The sequence below is a fragment of the Herpetosiphon geysericola genome (genome assembly GCF_001306135.1).
Lineage (GTDB): Bacteria > Chloroflexota > Chloroflexia > Chloroflexales > Herpetosiphonaceae > Herpetosiphon > Herpetosiphon geysericola.
Genome location: NZ_LGKP01000040.1, coordinates 232,455 through 249,765, shown reverse-complemented (window position 1 = coordinate 249,765; position 17,311 = coordinate 232,455). Strand labels below are relative to the sequence as shown.

At 51.1% G+C, this 17,311-nt stretch carries 19 protein-coding genes and 1 pseudogene; 9 read left to right on the top strand and 11 right to left on the bottom strand.

Annotation, left to right across the window (positions count from 1 at the left end; all coding sequences use genetic code 11):
- Window positions 1-345: 345 nt before the first annotated feature.
- Window positions 346-1,734, bottom strand: coding sequence for an SPFH domain-containing protein (locus SE18_RS25150; protein ID WP_054537234.1), 1,389 nt, complete (start codon window positions 1,732-1,734; stop codon window positions 346-348).
- Window positions 1,735-2,153: 419 nt separating this feature from the next.
- Window positions 2,154-2,495 (bottom strand): ATP-dependent Clp protease adaptor ClpS, encoded by a 342-nt coding sequence (locus SE18_RS25145; RefSeq protein ID WP_083470152.1) that lies wholly within the window; start codon window positions 2,493-2,495, stop codon window positions 2,154-2,156.
- A 36-nt stretch (window positions 2,496-2,531) separates the two neighbouring features.
- On the opposite strand from SE18_RS25145, the gene aat reads away from it, so the two are divergent.
- Complete coding sequence (gene aat, locus SE18_RS25140; RefSeq protein WP_054537233.1) at window positions 2,532-3,107, top strand: leucyl/phenylalanyl-tRNA--protein transferase; 576 nt, start codon at window positions 2,532-2,534, stop codon at window positions 3,105-3,107.
- Between the two features lie 16 nt (window positions 3,108-3,123).
- On the opposite strand, the gene SE18_RS25135 is transcribed toward aat, so the two are convergent.
- From SE18_RS25135 to SE18_RS25120, 4 genes are all read right to left on the bottom strand, one after another.
- Window positions 3,124-4,047: an NAD-dependent epimerase/dehydratase family protein gene (locus tag SE18_RS25135; protein WP_054537232.1), complete on the bottom strand. Its 924-nt coding sequence runs from the start codon at window positions 4,045-4,047 to the stop codon at window positions 3,124-3,126.
- Window positions 4,048-4,131: 84 nt separating this feature from the next.
- Entirely contained in the window at window positions 4,132-4,830 is a 699-nt protein-coding gene (locus SE18_RS25130) for a TetR/AcrR family transcriptional regulator (protein ID WP_054537231.1), read from the bottom strand.
- Between the two features lie 143 nt (window positions 4,831-4,973).
- Window positions 4,974-6,065: an oxygenase MpaB family protein gene (locus SE18_RS25125; protein ID WP_054537230.1), complete on the bottom strand. Its 1,092-nt coding sequence runs from the start codon at window positions 6,063-6,065 to the stop codon at window positions 4,974-4,976.
- Between the two features lie 234 nt (window positions 6,066-6,299).
- A complete protein-coding gene (locus SE18_RS25120) occupies window positions 6,300-7,286 on the bottom strand; it encodes a hypothetical protein (protein ID WP_054537229.1) in 987 nt (328 codons plus the stop codon).
- Window positions 7,287-7,399: 113 nt separating this feature from the next.
- On the opposite strand from SE18_RS25120, the gene SE18_RS25115 reads away from it, so the two are divergent.
- The 3 genes from SE18_RS25115 (at window position 7,400) to SE18_RS25105 (ending at window position 12,047) form a co-directional block, all read left to right on the top strand.
- Window positions 7,400-9,667, top strand: a complete 2,268-nt coding sequence (locus SE18_RS25115) for a S8 family serine peptidase (RefSeq protein ID WP_160319553.1) — start codon at window positions 7,400-7,402, stop codon at window positions 9,665-9,667.
- 83 nt (window positions 9,668-9,750) lie between these two features.
- The gene (locus SE18_RS25110; protein WP_054537227.1) at window positions 9,751-11,661 is read left to right on the top strand and encodes a hypothetical protein; all 1,911 of its coding nucleotides are present in this window, start codon (window positions 9,751-9,753) and stop codon (window positions 11,659-11,661) included.
- A gap of 107 nt (window positions 11,662-11,768) precedes the next feature.
- The gene (locus SE18_RS25105) at window positions 11,769-12,047 is read left to right on the top strand and encodes an Lrp/AsnC family transcriptional regulator (RefSeq protein WP_012190730.1); all 279 of its coding nucleotides are present in this window, start codon (window positions 11,769-11,771) and stop codon (window positions 12,045-12,047) included.
- A 34-nt stretch (window positions 12,048-12,081) separates the two neighbouring features.
- On the opposite strand, the gene SE18_RS28075 is transcribed toward SE18_RS25105, so the two are convergent.
- The 4 genes and pseudogenes from SE18_RS28075 to SE18_RS25090 form a co-directional block, all read right to left on the bottom strand.
- Entirely contained in the window at window positions 12,082-12,762 is a 681-nt protein-coding gene (locus SE18_RS28075; protein ID WP_236706992.1) for an RNA-guided endonuclease InsQ/TnpB family protein, read from the bottom strand.
- On the bottom strand, window positions 12,743-13,249 hold the full coding sequence (locus SE18_RS28070) for an RNA-guided endonuclease InsQ/TnpB family protein (RefSeq protein ID WP_236706990.1): 507 nt from the start codon (window positions 13,247-13,249) through the stop codon (window positions 12,743-12,745). Before SE18_RS28070 ends, SE18_RS28075 begins: the two co-directional genes overlap by 20 nt.
- Before the next feature lie 2 nt (window positions 13,250-13,251).
- Window positions 13,252-13,659 (bottom strand): annotated as a pseudogene (gene tnpA / locus SE18_RS28400) (IS200/IS605 family transposase).
- Window positions 13,628-14,200 (bottom strand): hypothetical protein, encoded by a 573-nt coding sequence (locus SE18_RS25090; RefSeq protein ID WP_054537226.1) that lies wholly within the window; start codon window positions 14,198-14,200, stop codon window positions 13,628-13,630. Before SE18_RS25090 ends, tnpA begins: the two are co-directional and overlap by 32 nt.
- A 132-nt stretch (window positions 14,201-14,332) precedes the next feature.
- Here SE18_RS25090 and SE18_RS28395 point away from each other — a divergent pair, with 132 nt between their 5' ends.
- The 3 genes from SE18_RS28395 to SE18_RS25080 all read left to right on the top strand — a co-directional run bounded on the left by SE18_RS28395 (window position 14,333) and on the right by SE18_RS25080 (window position 15,401).
- A complete protein-coding gene (locus SE18_RS28395; RefSeq protein ID WP_083470149.1) occupies window positions 14,333-14,563 on the top strand; it encodes a helix-turn-helix domain-containing protein in 231 nt (76 codons plus the stop codon).
- Between the two features lie 207 nt (window positions 14,564-14,770).
- Window positions 14,771-14,926 (top strand): hypothetical protein, encoded by a 156-nt coding sequence (locus SE18_RS27645; RefSeq protein WP_160319552.1) that lies wholly within the window; start codon window positions 14,771-14,773, stop codon window positions 14,924-14,926.
- Between the two features lie 4 nt (window positions 14,927-14,930).
- Window positions 14,931-15,401, top strand: a complete 471-nt coding sequence (locus SE18_RS25080; RefSeq protein ID WP_054537224.1) for a CinA family protein — start codon at window positions 14,931-14,933, stop codon at window positions 15,399-15,401.
- On the opposite strand, the gene SE18_RS25075 is transcribed toward SE18_RS25080, so the two are convergent.
- Complete coding sequence (locus tag SE18_RS25075; RefSeq protein WP_054537223.1) at window positions 15,398-15,784, bottom strand: thiol-disulfide oxidoreductase DCC family protein; 387 nt, start codon at window positions 15,782-15,784, stop codon at window positions 15,398-15,400. The genes SE18_RS25080 and SE18_RS25075 overlap by 4 nt on opposite strands.
- Before the next feature lie 12 nt (window positions 15,785-15,796).
- Between SE18_RS25075 and SE18_RS25070 the strand changes: the two genes are divergently transcribed.
- Together SE18_RS25070 and SE18_RS25065 are read left to right on the top strand one after the other, a co-directional pair.
- A complete protein-coding gene (locus tag SE18_RS25070; protein WP_054537222.1) occupies window positions 15,797-16,573 on the top strand; it encodes a hypothetical protein in 777 nt (258 codons plus the stop codon).
- 91 nt (window positions 16,574-16,664) lie between these two features.
- Window positions 16,665-17,270 (top strand): VanZ family protein, encoded by a 606-nt coding sequence (locus tag SE18_RS25065; protein WP_054537221.1) that lies wholly within the window; start codon window positions 16,665-16,667, stop codon window positions 17,268-17,270.
- The last annotated feature ends 41 nt before the right edge of the window (window positions 17,271-17,311 follow it).

The window sequence follows — 17,311 nt, the reverse complement described above, 5'->3', positions numbered from 1 at the left end:
GCCACGAATTGCACGAATGACACGAATAAGGATTTGGGACTCGATAGCTTAAACCTTCGTGTTCTTCGTGATTAAATAAATCCCACTATCTGATCCCCTATCCCTAATCCCTGACCTCCATTACTAATTAATGATGCTCAAGGCTCAAATAGCCACGAGCCACAAGCAATCATTGCTCTGCGCCTCTGCGTTAAAAACCAGCCGTTTTAGCCACGAATTGCACGAATGACACGAATAAACATTTGGGACTCAATAGCTTAAACCTTCGTGCGCTTCGTGTTCTTCGTGGTTAAATAAATCCCACTATCTGATCCCCGATCCCTAATACCCGACCGCCACTACTAACTAATGATGCTCAAGGCTCAAATTAATATCGGCGGGCGTGAGATACAACTGGGCCTTACCTTGGCTGAGGCTTGCAATTGCCTCTTGGCGGCGCAGAATATTGAAAATCGCCAGCTTTTCGCTGATTGGCAAATCGTCGCCGAGGCCTTGGATAAAAGCATGAACCCGTTCGGCCTCGGCCAAACCGTGGGTTTCAGCTTCTGCTTGGGCGATGCGGCGCTGCAATTCGAGCAAGCGGCTACGGGTTTCTTGGGCGACAATTTCGCCCTCAAGTTGCTTGACCTTGATTTCGTTCTCGCTCTCCTGCTTTTGCAGCCGATTGAGCCGATTGGTGGTTTCTTGAATAATTTCTTGCAGCACACGCTGGGTATTAGGGTCTTTGCAGGTAATTGAGCGCACTTCGACCGAATGCAATTTGACCCCACGTTCTGCATAAAAATCATCTTCGGGCACAATCACCGCATCGCGCACAATGCTGTTGAAATTGGATAAAAAGCGCTCAAGGCTGGTTTGCGAAACCGCTTGGATGATGGCGCTGCGAGCGTGGGCGCAAATATCGCCTGGCGCATCATCGGTGCTCACAATCATGGCCTCAACATCGGCCAATTGCCAGAAGAAAGTAATATCGATCAAAATCTCGACATTATCTTGGGTGCGCGCCTCGAAGGCATACCACATAAATTTTGGCCGAATATCCAAATGCGTAATGACCAAATTGCGTTTATCTTTGTGCAAGCCCGACGACCAGCGAAAGGTCACCAAATCGGTGTATGGTTCGAGGAAGAATGAGCGATCGCGCTGGCTGCCACGCCGAAATTGATAGCGTCCGTCGCGATCTTTAATCACCACAACTTCATGGTTTTCGAGCAAAATCCGTTGGCGATGCTCGATCACTTCTTGTTCGGCGGTGGGAATAAAGACTTGGGGCGTGGTAATCAGGTTTAATTGGCCATCGGTGGTGCTGCGCACCAAAACAGCGTGATGCTCATCGATATTGTAGCCAGCCTCAATTGCGCCAATTTGAATTTCGTTTGGTTGGAGATAGACGCTTTGCTCGCCGCGCTCAACCCGCAATTGACCAGTGCTACGATCCAAAATGCGGGCATATTGGTTTTTCTTGAGCGGGATTGCCAAGAGAATTTTGCCAAGCTCTTCGTAGGCGTTAGGGAAGAGCAGTTGTGGGCCGCGTTCGAGCCGCACTTGGCCACTCAACGAATCGGTGACATAGACATATTCGGTTGGGCCAAGTACCAAACCGCTACGCCGCGTAATGCGTTCGAATGGTCGGGCGGTATAGCGTTGCGGCCCATTGACCGTCCAACGGCGGCTAAAACTCTCAACTAATAATTGTTCATCAGCTTGAACGTAGTAGATCCAAGGGATAATCATTGTGTCCTCCGCTACTATGCTAGGGCTAGCATACACCGCGATTGTGACAATTGCTATGACATGTATTACAAGAATGAAGGATGAATTATGAAGGATGAAACCTAAAGTCAAAGGGCAAAAGGCAGAAGTCAAAAGCAAAAGGGGAAGCGGGATCAAGGAAATGGCTATGGGCTAGCGGAACATAATCGCAATAATCTGTGCAATCGGGGGCAAAAAATGATCATTCGTGGAATTCGTGCAATTCGTGGCTAAAAAGTTTTAACGCAGAGGCGCAGAGTTGCGAAATTATGAAAGATGAGGGATGAAGGATGAGGTTTCTGGGATTAGGGGCCAGCTAGCTGAATAATTGCGTGCTCAAGCATAATTCACTTCAGCCTTCGAACGCGCTGACCCCTGGCCCCCAACAACTGAACCTTCGGTTAAAAATCTGGTTCGAGGAACAAGACGAGCGGAAATCCCAGATCGCGGGCACGGCTTTGGGCGCTATACACCCGCGAACTGGCCTCTTTGAAGGGCAAAATCGTGACCAAGGCATGACCCTTGAGATGGGCTTCGAGCATAATGCTGTTGGCTTTTTCAAACGATTGCTCAAAAACCTTTTCCAAAACCCAGACCACCACTTCCATGGGGGTTATATCATCGTTTTGCAAAATCACCCGATAGGGTTTTTCCAATTCCTCATCGCTGAGCGTGATAAAATCTAGCTCGACATCAGTGGTCGTTTGTGGTTCGGCGGTTGCCACATCCCGTGGTGTATTCATTGGTTGATTGACCTCACTTTTTGGAGACATGATAGCATGACCAAGCGACTCTCACCACAATTATTAATTTATGGCTATGCCCAAGGGGTCTTTCCCATGGCCGAGGATGGCCAAATTTATTGGTATGATCCCGATCCACGGGCGATTATTCCGCTTGATGAGCGTTTTCACGTGGCGCATTCGTTGCAACGCACGATTCGCCGCCAAAGCTTTGAAATTCGCTTTGATACGGCGTTTCGCGAAACAATGCAAGCCTGCGCTGAACGCGATGAAACTTGGATCAGCCAAGAATTTATCGAGGTTTATAGTCAATTGCACGCTGGTGGTTTGGCGCATAGCGTTGAGGCATGGCAGAATGGCGAGATGGTTGGCGGCTTGTATGGGGTTGGCTTGGCGGGCTTGTTTGCTGGCGAAAGTATGTGGAGCAAGGTGCGCGATGCCAGCAAAGTTGCCTTGGTGGCGTTGGTCGAGCGCTTACGAGCTGGCGGCTTTCAATTGCTCGATACCCAGTTTCTCACGCCGCATTTGGCAACCTTTGGAGCCTATGAAATGCCGCGCAGCGACTATAAACAACTGCTGGCCGAGGCCTTGGAATGCAGCGCAAGCTTTTAAACGCCTGCGCTGCTGGTTAATTGCGAAACCAATCCACCATCGCTTTGATCCCCTGTTCGATGGGAGTTGCTTCAAGCCCAAAGGTTTGGCTAAACGCGCTACTATCCATCACAAACGGCGCTTGCCACTCATACATCATCTCAACAGTTTCGGCTATTTCTTTGACAAAGCGCCCAAGTAGCCAAACCATCGCCGTGTTGATCGTGCGATAGCCAACTGGCTTGCCCAAAATCTTGGCCAAGATTGCCACAAATTCGCGCTGAGTGAGCGCAGCTGGGCTGGGTGCATGCCATGGGCGACCCAAACCACGATCATCGCTGCCCAAAAGGGCTAGGGTTGCACCAATGTCATTGACATAACTAAAGCTGTGCGCAACATCGGCTTTACCCAGCAAATTAACTTTTTTGCCCTGCAATGCTGGTTTTACTACCTGATCGCCCATCAGTTGATATTCTGGGCCATAAAAATTTGAGGCCCGCACGCTGGTTGCGCGAATTCTGCCAGCCTGATGGGCAGCAAACAGCTGCTCGCTCATTTGAGCGCGCAACTTGCCTTTGCGGGTGTGGGCGGCAAATGGCGTTGCCTCTGTCATTGGCTGCTTGCTGCGGCCATAACCATACAAATTTTCCATCACCACCAGCCGCGCATCGCTTTGGGCTACGCCTGCAATCACAGCCGCTTGCATAGCGGAAAATTTGCTTGTCCATTCGTAATAGGCTGGCTGGGCGCACTGGTACACGCTGGCGGCATGGCGGGTTTGCTGGGCGACAAATTGTTGATCGTAAATATCGCCAGCTAGCACTTCAACGCTCGCTGGCAGATGGCTGGCCTTGCCCGAACGATTGATCATTCGCACCTGTTTGCCTGCGCTAACCAAACAACGGGCGGTCGCTTTGCCAATCGGGCCAGTCCCAAAAATAACGTGTAATTCGCTTATCATTTGAAAATTCCTTGTTAATTTTTGGCAATAGCAAGCTCAACCTCGTTGCCAAGGCCACTTTATAAGGTTACTGCCAGCATGAAATTAAGTTAGATCGTGAAAGCCAAAACTGCGTAACATTTCCATCACCCGATGGCGATAGAATTCCTCAGCATTCCCAACATTCGAACTAAGATGCCCGTACAAATCCAGCATAATCAGGCCATGAATTTGCGTCCAAAGTGTCATCACAACATACATCGATTCAAGTGACACCGGATAATTATTTTGGGTAATCATGTCGGTCATGCGTTCGGCACAGGCCTCGGTCATGACAAATTCGTTGAGGCTTGATTCGCCAGCTTTGATGGCTAAATCTGCCAAGCGGACTGGGGTAACAAATGTCCGTACCACTGCTGGCACAGTAATTTCCCGTGGTGCGTTATAGCCTGGAATCGGATTACCATAGATAAGTTGAAAGTCGATTGGATGCTCAAACGCCCAACTGCGATAGGCTTCAAGGACTGCTAATAAGCGGCCCGCTTTGGTCTTAGTTCGGCTTTTAAGCCCAACTTCATCCAAGCGGTCGGCCAAACTATTAAAACTATCAGCGATTAAGGTCGTAATCAGGTCGTCCAAGTTGGCAAAGTAGTGATACAGCGCCGGAGGACTGACCGACAGCACTTTGGCAATCCCTCGAATTGATAAGCCTGCTGTGCCATGCTGCGCCATAAGTTGCCGAGCCGCTTGCTTAATTTGAACGATTGTTTCAGCATTCAGTACATGATTCCGCGTGCGCGCCATTCCAAAACCTCAATAGATTTACAGTGTAAATCTTATCAATGAATTTACACTGTAAATCGAATACTGTCAAGAACCAAAAAAGACCAATCGTGGCAATCGCCAGATTGGCTTTAGTTTAGCATTAGCTGGAGGGGTTGATTGAATTAAGCGCTGCGTTCGTTGAGGGTTGCGCTCAATTCGCCACGATGAATTGCGCCCGTCCAGCGTTGCAGCAACAAAAATGTTAAGCGATCAAATTGCTCATCGAGGCCAGGCAAACGCTGGGTGATGGTTCGCATGGCGCTGTTGAGTGTTTTGAGATAGCGTAACGCATATTTCCAACGGGTTTGGGGCACGCCCATCCATTCCGCAACCTCAGCGCCTGCCAAATGCTGGATTAATGCCGGAACCATGCCATCGAAAAAACGGCCTGGTAAGAGCCCTGTATGCATTGCCAGCAGCGCTTGGGTCAGTTCGCGACCCTCATCCGATGGGCCATGCTGACGCTTAGAAATGCTATACGCGAGATCCTCGGCTTCGGCGATTGAGCACGGCAAACTAGCTGGATCGATCCCAATCAAGCTGCCAATGAGATTCCAGGTATACAGAAAATCCTCTGCTTGCTGCTTGGCGATGCGATAGCCAAGTTGCTCCAAGCCCCAAATTACACCATACGAAAAAACCATCAGCGTGCCCAACATATCTTCTTGGCAAATTGGCACCCCAAGTTCGCTGTGATTCCATTGCCCAGCTTGGGCAATTTGGTAGCGCACAGCGGCGTGCATCAGGCGCACTTTTTGAATGATCTGCACGCCTTCGCCATTAGCCTGTAAGGCATTTGGCTGCAATACTGCCATCACAAAATGGCCCGATTCGGTGACGCGGCGATAGGGTTCGGCCTGCAAACGTTGGGTTTGGGTCAGCACTTTGACCCCTTTTTGGGCCGCATAACAGCCAACCAAGGCCGCAGTTGAGAGCACAACCGTAATCGCCATGCCGTAGCGGGCAAAAAAAGCTGCCCCGTTATTAATTCGTTGCCAGTCGATAGCTGTACGAAGCGTGGAATGGTGTGCGAGCCATGTACTAAGTAGCGGCGGCAGATCGTGGGGCCATGGCTGATCGTTCTTGGTGATTTGGCGCAGCACATGGCTGACGCGTGCTAAATCGCCGTTCGCAGCCAATTCGGCAATTAAACTATCGGCGGCAGGGTCGCCAATTGGGCGTAAGCCTTCAAGATACGCTTGGTTGTACCGCATACTTCCCCTTTCAATGCTCCAACGATCAGGCGCTTGGGTCCTAGGACTGATCTGCATAGAAAGGGTGATTTGCGCTAGGCCAAAGGATCTATGCCTAGCTCGTATCATAGAGCTGTTTGCTGTGGCCTGCAAGCTGCTGAAGGCTGATCAATTGATGAACATTGATGAATCTTGGGCTAGTTAAATAAAAATGCCCCTTGGCTTGATTAACCCAAGGGGCATGCACCAAACAGCTTATTGAGCAAGCACTTGATGGCAAACGTTGCACACAAGTTGATTTTTGTGCTGGACTAAGCTTGCTTGCCGGCCACAGGCTTGGCAGTGGGGCAATTGAATCATTGGCTCAAACAAGGGCGAGATCGCGATTAATTGTGCTTGTTGATTGCTGCCAATGTGCAAGACTGGCACGTGGAGGGTGGCGACGCTCACGGTTTCGGCGGCCAGCGAAAGCGCATAGCGATATTCTTGCTCATCAAGCAAGCGTTTGCGTTCTTCTTCGAGAGCATATTGTTTGTTCGATTCACCCTCTTTTGCGCCTAAGGCCAAGCCTGAATCTTCCTCTAAGGCATCGTAGAAGGCATTGATGCGCGCTTTTTCGACCGCCAGCAATTGGGCAAGTTGGGCTTCGTGCAGGGCTTTTTGCGGGTAGAGCAAGCGTTCGAGCCAGCGCCGCGCATGGTGCAAAGCGACATTAACGTGCTCCTCGGTTAGGCCAGTTGTGGGCAAGGGCGTTAATTGCTCACGCAAATTGGTAATGTCGGTAATCGTTGGCCAAACTTGGCCAGTTTCATAATCGACACAACATGCCACCATTTTTTCTTCGATCACTTCACGTTCAAAGCGAATGCGGAAGGTAATTCGCAGCACGATATGCTGTTGCAAGCCGCTAATCTGCAAAGCTGGGCCTTGAATCAGCTGCGCTTGCTGCACATCGGCCAATAAGCTCGCTTGATCAGGATACCATTCCAAGCGCGCGCGATGAGTTGGCCGCCCGCGCGAACGCAACTGCTCAGCGAGGCGCAAGGTTAACGATGAGTTTGGCGAAAGCAATTGCAGATCAGGGTCGAGCGCAGCAACCTGTTTATCGGTCGTGACCAAAACCGTTTCTTTGCCAAAAACCCGAGCCAAGCTGCCGGGAATAGTTAATGTCCAGGTGGTTGGGCTGGTTTGTTCAACCCCAATATGTAAATCCGCCGCTGCTCGGCGCAAAAAATCTTCCATAATCGTCCATTTCAAGCATGTCGCAATCTATCAGCATCGTGCTATTTTACCATGCCCAAAAGTTTGCTATACTTGCAGCTAAGTTAATATCTTTTACCTGTTGTGGGGAGCCTATGCGTCTGTTCAAACCATTCATCCTCCTGATGGTGTTAGCGGGCTTTTGTCTGCCAAGCGCCTCCGCCAACACACCCGACCGCTTGGCCACCAAGGCCGATTCAGCTTTACTGGCCAAGCTGAATGCAGGTCAACAAGTGCCAACCTTGGTATTGTTGCAAAACCAAGTCGACACCAATTTCGCTGATCGCTTAGCAAGCAAAGAAGCCAAAGGTGCTGCTGTTGTCGCTGCCTTGCGCCAACAAGCCCAACGCGATCAAACCCCGCTCCTGAGCGAACTCAGCAACCGTGGAATTCGATCAGAAGGCTTTCTTTCAGTCAATGCCGTGTATGCAACGCTTGATTTAGCCAGCGCTCAATGGTTGGCCGAACAAGCCAGCGTCAAGCAGTTGATCGAAGATACGATTGTGGTTAAGGTTGAAAAACCTGTTGCCGAAACTAGCCCAAGCCCAGCACCACAAGCAGTCAATGCAATAACCTGGGGTGTGAATTACGTTAAAGCTCCTCAAGTCTGGGCCAAGGGCATCACAGGTCAAGGGATTGTGATTGCTGGCGAAGATACTGGCGTTCGCTGGACCCACGCTGCGATCAAGAACAAATATCGCGGCTGGGATGGCACAACTGCTAGCCACGATTACAACTGGTATGACGGTATTCGCACCTCGTTAGGTGGTGGCACCAACCCCTGTGGGATTGCGATTAACGTACCATGTGACGATAACTCACACGGGACGCACACCGTTGGGACGGTGGTTGGCGATAACGGTACGGGCGAACAAATTGGGGTTGCGCCAGGTGCTAAGTGGATCGCTTGCCGCAACATGGATGCTGGTGTTGGGACACCTGCAACCTACATTCGCTGTATCGACTGGATGCTTGCTCCATTCCCAAGCGCTGGCACCAGTGCTGAAGGCGACCCAAGCAAAGCCCCACACGTGATCAACAACTCGTGGGGTTGCCCACCAGAAGAAGGTTGTGTCAACACGCCTGCTGATGGGATTCAGACCTCAGTTCAAAACGTAACCAATGCTGGGATTATGTTTGTGGCCTCAGCTGGTAACGAGGGTGGTAGTTGTGCCACAATTACTACACCAGTGGCAATTTACCCAGAAAGCTTTACAGTTGGCGCACATGATTCTACTAGTGCAATTGCCTCATTTAGCAGCCGTGGCCCTGCTACCAATAACGGCGTAAGCCGCCTTGGCCCTGATATTTCTGCTCCAGGGGTTAGTGTTCGTTCGGCTACCCGCAGCAGCGACACCAGCTATGGCTCAAGCTCAGGCACGAGTATGGCTAGCCCGCACGTAGTTGGTGTGGTAGCCTTGTTGTGGTCGGCTCGGCCAGAATTGCAAGGCCAAGTTGATCTGACTCGCGCCATCTTGCAAGAAACCGCGACCGCTGCGCCTTCAACCGAAACCTGTGGTGGCGTACCTGGCTCAAGCATTCCAAACAACACCTTTGGCCATGGCTATGTTAATGCCTTGACCGCGATTGCCCCAACCTTGCAAGGCAGCATCACGGTTAATGGCACTGCCGCCACCTCGGCCACCGTGCGCTTGGAAAATAGCGTTGGCGTGGTTGAATTTGGCAAAACGACTGGTGTCTATAGCACTAGCTTGCCATCAGGCGTCTATACCGCAACTGTCACGGTGCCAAGCCAAGATCCAATTATCCGCCAAGTGACGATTGTCAAAGGCCAAGTTGCTACCGAGGATTTTGCTTTTAGTGGTGGCCCAACTGGGACGGCAACCGGCACAGTGACCCTCAACGGTACTGGCCGCGCTGGCGCAGTGATCACCGCTAACCCAGGCAACGTTACGACCGAAACCAACGCTCAAGGGGTCTATAGCTTGACCTTAGCGCCAGGCACTTACACCATCGCGAGCGATTTGATGGCCTTGGAAACCCAAGTAGCAACAGTTACGGTTGCACTCAATCAGAGCGTGACCCAAAACTTTGCCTACACCGCGACCCAAACCGTCAACATTCAAAACTTCCGCTTTAGCCCAAGCCCAATTACAGTTACCTTGGGAACGAGCGTGCTCTGGCGCAACCTTGATAGCGCTCCGCACAACACAATCCGCAGCCAAACCCCATTCACCTGGGCGTCGGGCAACCTAAGCCAAAACCAAGAGTATGCAGTAACCTTTGATCAGGTTGGTAGCTTCAGCTATGTCTGTACGTTGCACAGCAATATGCAAGGTACGGTCGTCGTGACAGCTCCAGCAGTTAACTATAAAGTCTATCTGCCTTGGACGACCAAATAAGCTGAATGTCATTCAATGGTACTATGGCACAGTCTGTAACAACAGGCTGTGTCATTGTTTTAGCGCGCTTTCTGGATACCGCAATGCAGCAACAATTTCGCTTAAAGCTTGGTTTGGCGTGGCTGGGCCTAGTTCTGTTCTATAGCCTAACGCTCACGCAAATTCATACTTTCGATGCTTATTCGTATGCGACGGCGGTGCAAGCCAAACCGTGGCGCGAATCGTTTCATCCCCATCATTTGTTGTATGGGCCGCTTGGCGAAATTGTCTATGGATTCAGTCAGGTTGTGGGTTATCGGGGCATGGCCTTCGGGCCGTTGCAATTGTTCAATGTGCTGGCTGGCGCAAGCGGCGTAATCATCTGGTGGAGTTTGCTCTATCGGTTGACCAACCAAGCGTGGTTGGCGACTATTGGCAGTCTGCTGGTTGGCGGCGCGTATGCTTGGTGGTATTACGCGGTTGAGGTCGAGGTCTATACCTTGGCTGGCCTATTTTTGATAATTGCCACTGGTTTGTTGCTGCGCTTAGCTGAAACTCCGCAAAATGTGAATTTATGGCGCTGGCTTGGTTTGGCGCATAGCGGCGCGATTCTGTTTCATCAAACAAATGTGTTGTGGTTACTGCCAGTGCTGGCGGTTTGGCTGAGTGCCAATTGGCAATCCACGCCATGGAGCCAACGCTGGCGAGCATTCATCCACTATGCCATGGTTGGGTTGCTGGTGGTTGGCGGCAGCTATGCGATTGTGATGTTTGGCTTGAGCGGCTTTCGGAGCTGGGCGCAAATCCAACAATGGCTATTTGAATATGCGAATACTGGTTTGTGGGGCGCGACGCCAAGCGCGACGAGTATTGGCAATTTGCTCAGCGGTTGGCAACATACGATTCATGGCTGGCTTGGTGGCGGAGTGTTGCTTGCAAGCCTTGGCCTAATTGGCTGGCGTTGGCGGCAGCTTTGGCAGCAATCACGCCCGTTAGTGTTGCTGGCTACAACCTGGCTGGTAAGCTATAGCCTCTTTTTTGGCTGGTGGGAGCCAGATAATATTGAATTTTGGATTGCCTGCTTGCCGCCGTGGGCTTTGTTGAGCACGCTGGCGCTGAATACGATCAGCGTACTGCGTTGGCCTTGGTGGCAGCCAGCTCTCAGTACAGCTTTGCTTGGCATGGCCTTGAGCAATGGCTGGCAAATTAACGCCAACGGCGATGCTGCCAACGATCAAGATCGCATGGTGATTACTGAATTGGCCCAAACTGGCAGCAGCAATGATTTTTATCTTGTGCCGAATGGCTTGCAAGCATTGTATGCAGAATATGAATTTGCGCGCCCAAATAGTCTGCCACTCAGTGTAAGCCCCGGCGATTGGCAGCATGGCTGCTTGGAAATTAGCGCCAAAATTGTGGATACGACCAGTGCTGGCTATACAGTTTGGCTCGATCAGCAGGCGGTTACACCCAGCCCAATTTTGCTCGAACGCTATGGCTTAGAGCCGCACGCAGTGGCCGAATGTTTTGCGCCGTTTTTGCACCAAGCACAGCCAATGACGCTGACTCATGCCAGCTACTTCAAGCTCGATCCCATTCCTCAAGGTGCGCCCGATTGGCATTGGCAGGATTGGAGCTTGGGCTGGCGCGAGAATTTTATTGCTGGCACGACGTGGGTTGATGGTTGGCAATTTGTGCCCGAGCAAGACCCGCATTTGCTTAGCCCCCGCATCACGCTTGATAGCGCTCAATGGCGCAAACTAGAAATTACGATGGCCACCAGCTTGCCCAACCAACATGGTCAACTCTATTGGATGGCTCCAGGCGAAGGCGCAACCGAGGATCATTCGGTTGCGTGGGATGTGATTGGCGATGGCGCGCTGCATACCTACACCCTCGATCTCAGCCAAATTCCAACTTGGCAAGGCCAGATTGGCATGCTACGGCTTGATCCGGTGGTGGCTGGGGCTGAGCAACAAACAGTGACGTTGCAACGCCTGCGATTGCTGCCCTAACCCCATCCATTCCGCTGGTGGAGCGGGCTGAGCTACTGTACGCTTGGCCCATGGCAACTATGTTAAAATAAGCTGAATTTTTTGCATGCTATGGCGAGGAACCAGCGATGATCACCGCATTTGTGCATATTCAAACAGAACCAAGCGCCGCCAATGGAGTAGCGGCTGGCTTGACCGCGATTGAAGGCGTGGCCGAGGTCTATTCGGTCACAGGCGAATGGGATATTATCGCGATTGTGCGCTTGGCCGATTATGATCAACTGGCCAAAACTGTGCCCGACCAAATTGGCAGCCTGAAGGGGATTGTGCGCACCTCGACGGTTTTAGCCTTCCGTTCATTCACCAAAGAAGAAATCGCCGCCACCTGGGATATTGGCTTATCGTGAACTACCACGCCCACAAGGGGCGTGGCTTCTGCCTTCAGCGACCGACTCGCCTACGTTTCGCAGGACTTCCAGGGTCTCCAGCAGCGTTTTGGCTTTCCGTCGTCCCAACGGCAAGCAGGCGTACCCCTTCGTGCAAGATATTGATGGCGGCGTTCACATCACGGTCGTGGGTCGTGCCACAAGTGGGACACATCCACACGCGGTCGGAAAGAGTCAAGGCAGCTTTCGTATGGCACGCATGACAGGTCTTGGATGAGGCGTAGAACCGCCCAACCTGTACCACCTGTCGTCCGTGCCATTCGGCTTTTTCGCGCAACATCTGCATGAAGGTACTCAGGGCGGTATCCATGAACGACTTCGCCAGCTTGGTTCTCGCAAGGCCACGCACGTTCAAATCTTCGATGCACACCGTATCATGATTCTGGATAATCCCCAGCGCGTGCTTGTGCAACCAATCGGTGCGCTGGTTCTTGATTTTCTGGTGGATTTTTGCCACGCGCTGTCGGGCTTTTTTGTGATTATTGCTACCCTTTTGGACGCGGGAAAGGTTGCGTTGGGCGTGGGCCAATTTCTTGTGGGCGCGACGGTAAAACTTCGGGGGTGCAGTTTTCGCACCCGTGTGCAGGGTCGTGAAGGATTCAAGGCCCACATCGATCCCCACAGGTCGATCAGCGGTCGGCGTGGTATCGGGGCGGTCACTGTGGCACACGAACACCACCCACCACGACCCGGTCGCGTCTTGCTTGATAGTTGCACCTTTGGTGATTCCCACCAGTGGACGATGGCACCGCCCGCATCAGACCGATTTTTGGGACGCTGATCGTGTGGGCATCCACCACCAGCACGCATTGCGGAAAGCGCAGGCTGTGCGGCGTGGTTTTGCGTGCCTTGAAGCGTGGATACTTGGCCCGTTTTTCAAAAAAGTTGGTAAAGGCCCGTTCCAAATCCATCAACGTTTGTTGCAAGACTTGCGCGACGCATTCGCGCAACCACGCATGGGCTGGATCGCGCTTTAACCGAGTCAATGCCGCCGCCAGTTTCGCATAGCCTAAGCCCCGACCCGTTGCGCGGTAGTGGTCTTTGCGTTGGCGCAAGGCCCAGTTCCACACATATCGCCGACACCCTGCCCACCGCACCAGTGTGGTGTGCTGGTCATCGGTCGGATACATGCGGTACTTGTAACAACGGGTCAGGGTGGTCATCGTTAGGCTTCCTTTTGGTTGGCGATGTACATCGCAATGGTGTGGGCTGACACCGTACCAGCCGAACCATAGTAGCACCCGTCTGTCCACAACCCACTCTCCCAGAAATAGCGACGTTTGAGGGTAGGGAACGTGCGAAACACATCTACCGCAAGGATACTCTTGACGGTCTTGCCAATCACCATCGGGGCCGTTGTCGGTGATGCCGACAGGAACAGGTGAACATGATCAGGCATCACTTCGAGTGCAAGTTGTTCTCATCCATAACGGGTACACACCACAGGGATGGTGGTTTTCAGGTGATCGGCAATGCGTCCCGTAAGAACGCCATGCCGATACTTCGTTACGAAAACCAGATGATAGTTCAGGTTGTACACACTATGCGATGTACGCTTGGTTGGAGTTTGCATGGCTACGCCGCTGGTGTTTCAGACCGACGCGCAACCTCGTTCTTGATAAATGCAAGAGAGGCAGTCCATCTCCGACGAAAGGCAGGATGTTCGTATTCAGGAATCGGCCTCGTATCGTCGCCACTAAGAGGTGTTTGGCAAGGAAGGTGTACAGTTCGTAGGTATCGCGTGGTTTGAGGGTGATAAACCGTGCATCCATGCCGCTTGGGGTGAACACCAGCGACCCATTCGTTTCGCTGGATGCGTTGGTTTGCCCTAATTCGCGGTAGATCGCAATGCTGGGTGCATTCGCCACCGCAGCGGCGGATGTGGGTAGTGGTTCGTTCCCTGCAACCAATATCGCCTCAACATCCTCATCCGCGACATCACTGGCATCAGCAACAGCGGTGCGGGTCAAAATATCGTGAACCAAGCTGTTGAATTCAATTTCGGCTTGGAGATACGAGGCGACATAGCCGATCAATTCACCATTGAGGTACATGGCGAAGTCGCGGGTAGTGCGGTCATACTTGATGGTCTTGGTGAAGATGGTGGTTTCCATAGTCCTAGTTCCTTTCAATATATCTAGGTGTTCGTAGCACCTAGATAATCTATTTATATCGATTTTATATACTATTATATATATTTGTCAATAGATATTGACTATATATATAAAACATCGTACACTGTGAAAATGAAAACCTTATCGCAACATGAGGGAGATATGCCAACGGAGTTCTACACAACCGAGGAATTAGCCGAATACCTGAAACTGTCAGAACAGACCATTCGGTTATGGATCAAGCAGGGGAAGATCAAATCGTACAAGTTTGGGCGCGCCCATCGTATCCCGATTGAGGAGGTTCGGCGATTACTTGAGGAGGCAAGCGAGGAATCGCAGCGAGAGGTAGATGGGAGTGTCTAACAACAATACCCCCGCACTGCTACGAACAGTCGGGGGCGAGGCTATACCGAACTAGGAAGGTATAGCGTCGTTTAGTATACGTCATCTCCCTCAATAGTCGAATCTGATTCTCTCTTTAATATCCCTTACACCAACGCTGGCACGCATTCACCCCACGCCCACGAGTGTCGGGGTTCTCTGCGGCGTTTTTTATAGAAGGAACCGACAATGAATCGTAAACTTGTGCAAATTATTTTGACTATTCTGGCCTTGTTGTTTATTGGCATGCTGTTTAAGGGCCTGATCAAGCTCTTAATTATTGGCTTTATTATTTATTTGGGCTTTACTGCATTTCAGTTACTCGGCAAACAGCGTGCAGGCTAAATCCATGGCCTTAGCCCAAGCAGTCATCACGGCCTTGGCCCAACGCCAATGGACGCTCGCCACCGCTGAGTCATGTACTGGTGGCCTGTTGGGCGATTGGCTGACCAATATCGCTGGTAGTTCGCAGGTCTATTTGGGCGGCATCATTGCCTATGCCAATAGTGCCAAACAGCAGCTTTTGCATGTGCCAGCTTCGACCCTCGCAACGGTTGGCGCGGTGAGTGCAGAAACGGCCTTAGCCATGGCCCAAGGCACTGCCCAAGCGCTTGGGGCAACGGTTGGCCTAAGCACGACTGGCATTGCTGGGCCTGGTGGAGGCAGCCTTGAAAAGCCAGTCGGCTTAGTGTATTTAGGCTTGGCTTTGCCGAATCAAGCCTTGGTCGAGCAGCACGTTTGGCCCTACGATCGGCTGGGCAATAAGCAAGCTTCGGCGCAACGAGCACTTGAATGGCTGCTCGAACAGCTGAACGCTTAGCGCGCGCAATCGGCGGGAAACTGTTGGCAATGCGGGGTATCGCCTGGAATCCGATGGCGATATTTGACAATTAGTTTGTAGACACTATCTTGAATCTGGCGGATACCCCACGTTTGGTATAAACTCAAAGGCAAACGATTGCCAGTTGCAATGCTCAGGGCCGCATTAACCGACCCTGCTCCGCGCCACAATGTACCATCACTAGTTTGCAGCCATGCTGCTTGCTCGCATTGGGCATAGGTTAAGCCAACCGATTCGGGAATGCCAGCTTTTTGAAATGGCTCAATCCGAATTCGTTGCTGACGATCAAGTTTTTTGATCCAACGGGCGGCGCGGGTGCAAAAATCGCAGGTTCCATCAAAAATTAACAACGCTTGCGACATAGGAGCCTCCTAATGACTTTTCGCTCGTTTTGGGGTCGGCGCTGGCATGCTTGGACACCCAATAATGCTGAGATTCAGCCGCTTGCTGCTGGGGTGCGCCTCGCCCTTACTCAGTATGATCGCATAGTTTATAGCGATGCGCAATTGGATGATTATGTTGCTGGTGATTTACGTTGGCAAGCACCAGTCCGCTTGCAACTTGAAGCGCAGTTTTGTGGCGATCCTGAGCATTTTGTTGGCACAGCAGGCTTTGGTTGGTGGAATGATCCTGCTGGCACTGGCTTGCGCCGTTTGCGCTTGCCCCAAGCGTTGTGGTTTTTTTATGCAAGCGCCGCGAGCAACCTTGAATTAACCGCCAATGGCGCGAGCAACGGTTGGCTCGCGATGAGTTTTGTGCCGCGTTTGGCGCTCTGTTTGGCGTTGTTGCCGCTGGCCCCGTTGGCTGTTGTGCTTAGTCAAAATAGCTGGTTGCGTCAACGCTGTTGCTTGCCCTTGCTGCAATTGGCTTTGGGCGTGCGCAGCCAGCCGATTCAGCTTGCATGGAATGCTTGGCAACACTATCAAATCGATTGGTATGCAGATCGGGTTGAGTTTTGGCTGGATCAGCAATTGGTGCTCAAAACGCGCAATCTGCCAACCAGCAAATTAGGCTTGATTCTCTGGCTCGATAACCAATATGCTCAGATTTCACCGCGCGGAATTGTGCGCGGCGGCCTGCTAGCGCACCAATCCCAAGCCTTAGAAATTCGCAATTTAAGCATCAGCGCGCTTAGAAACGCCGCAATTTAGCCTCCTTCTCCCCATTGCTTCACGCATAGATTGTTCAACTCCACTCAGCCTCAATGATCTTGCACATATTGATGGAATCGACTGTTTTAGCATGGATGATTTATACGGTATGCTACGCGAAACATTAGCATTTCTTGGCTATTCGCTGATTATCATTATTCCCTTAGCATTATGGATGTTGAAAAATGATAAACCTAAATATAAAATAATGCTATATTGTCTTTTCATAGTCTATATCTTTGGGGTAATTGCCCAAATCTGTTTACCAATAAATTATCATGGTATAGCGTTATGGGATAATATCAAGAATTATCCTTATCGCAAATCGATATATCTGATTCCATTTAAGCAACCATACTTTGCGATGGATGATTATAACGCTGTCTTGAGATTACTCAAATCATATATCCTCAATATACTTCTTACAATTCCGTTTGGAATATTTTTGCGCTTATTCAAAAAGCTCCGCATACAAACTATGCTCGCTATTGCGCTGCTTGTTGGCTTCAGTACAGAAACAATTCAGTTATTGACTGGTTTAATTGTTGGCTATCACTTTCGAATTACCCACATTGATGATGTGTTAATGAATGCAATTGGTGTTGTGCTTGGCTATGGGCTGATTAATTTTGCAATAGGTAAATACAAGCGCTTTGTAGCTCATACCGAATTACGCAGCGCACTGATCGATGAATAGCGCTAGGCTCGCGCTAATCTGCGCCGTTAAGCTCAGCTGCA

Excerpts from the sequence above, each read along its gene's own strand:
- SE18_RS25150 (WP_054537234.1), bottom strand. The coding sequence starts at position 1,734 with ATGATTATCCCTTGGATCTACTACGTTCAAGCTGATGAACAATTATTA.
- SE18_RS25145 (WP_083470152.1), bottom strand. The coding sequence starts at position 2,495 with ATGAATACACCACGGGATGTGGCAACCGCCGAACCACAAACGACCACT.
- aat (WP_054537233.1), top strand. The coding sequence starts at position 2,532 with ATGACCAAGCGACTCTCACCACAATTATTAATTTATGGCTATGCCCAA.
- SE18_RS25135 (WP_054537232.1), bottom strand. The coding sequence starts at position 4,047 with ATGATAAGCGAATTACACGTTATTTTTGGGACTGGCCCGATTGGCAAA.
- SE18_RS25130 (WP_054537231.1), bottom strand. The coding sequence starts at position 4,830 with ATGGCGCGCACGCGGAATCATGTACTGAATGCTGAAACAATCGTTCAA.
- SE18_RS25125 (WP_054537230.1), bottom strand. The coding sequence starts at position 6,065 with ATGCGGTACAACCAAGCGTATCTTGAAGGCTTACGCCCAATTGGCGAC.
- SE18_RS25120 (WP_054537229.1), bottom strand. The coding sequence starts at position 7,286 with ATGGAAGATTTTTTGCGCCGAGCAGCGGCGGATTTACATATTGGGGTT.
- SE18_RS25115 (WP_160319553.1), top strand. The coding sequence starts at position 7,400 with ATGCGTCTGTTCAAACCATTCATCCTCCTGATGGTGTTAGCGGGCTTT.
- SE18_RS25110 (WP_054537227.1), top strand. The coding sequence starts at position 9,751 with ATGCAGCAACAATTTCGCTTAAAGCTTGGTTTGGCGTGGCTGGGCCTA.
- SE18_RS25105 (WP_012190730.1), top strand. The coding sequence starts at position 11,769 with ATGATCACCGCATTTGTGCATATTCAAACAGAACCAAGCGCCGCCAAT.
- SE18_RS28070 (WP_236706990.1), bottom strand. The coding sequence starts at position 13,249 with ATGACCACCCTGACCCGTTGTTACAAGTACCGCATGTATCCGACCGAT.
- SE18_RS25090 (WP_054537226.1), bottom strand. The coding sequence starts at position 14,200 with ATGGAAACCACCATCTTCACCAAGACCATCAAGTATGACCGCACTACC.
- SE18_RS28395 (WP_083470149.1), top strand. The coding sequence starts at position 14,333 with ATGAAAACCTTATCGCAACATGAGGGAGATATGCCAACGGAGTTCTAC.
- SE18_RS27645 (WP_160319552.1), top strand. The coding sequence starts at position 14,771 with ATGAATCGTAAACTTGTGCAAATTATTTTGACTATTCTGGCCTTGTTG.
- SE18_RS25080 (WP_054537224.1), top strand. The coding sequence starts at position 14,931 with ATGGCCTTAGCCCAAGCAGTCATCACGGCCTTGGCCCAACGCCAATGG.
- SE18_RS25075 (WP_054537223.1), bottom strand. The coding sequence starts at position 15,784 with ATGTCGCAAGCGTTGTTAATTTTTGATGGAACCTGCGATTTTTGCACC.
- SE18_RS25070 (WP_054537222.1), top strand. The coding sequence starts at position 15,797 with ATGACTTTTCGCTCGTTTTGGGGTCGGCGCTGGCATGCTTGGACACCC.
- SE18_RS25065 (WP_054537221.1), top strand. The coding sequence starts at position 16,665 with ATGGATGATTTATACGGTATGCTACGCGAAACATTAGCATTTCTTGGC.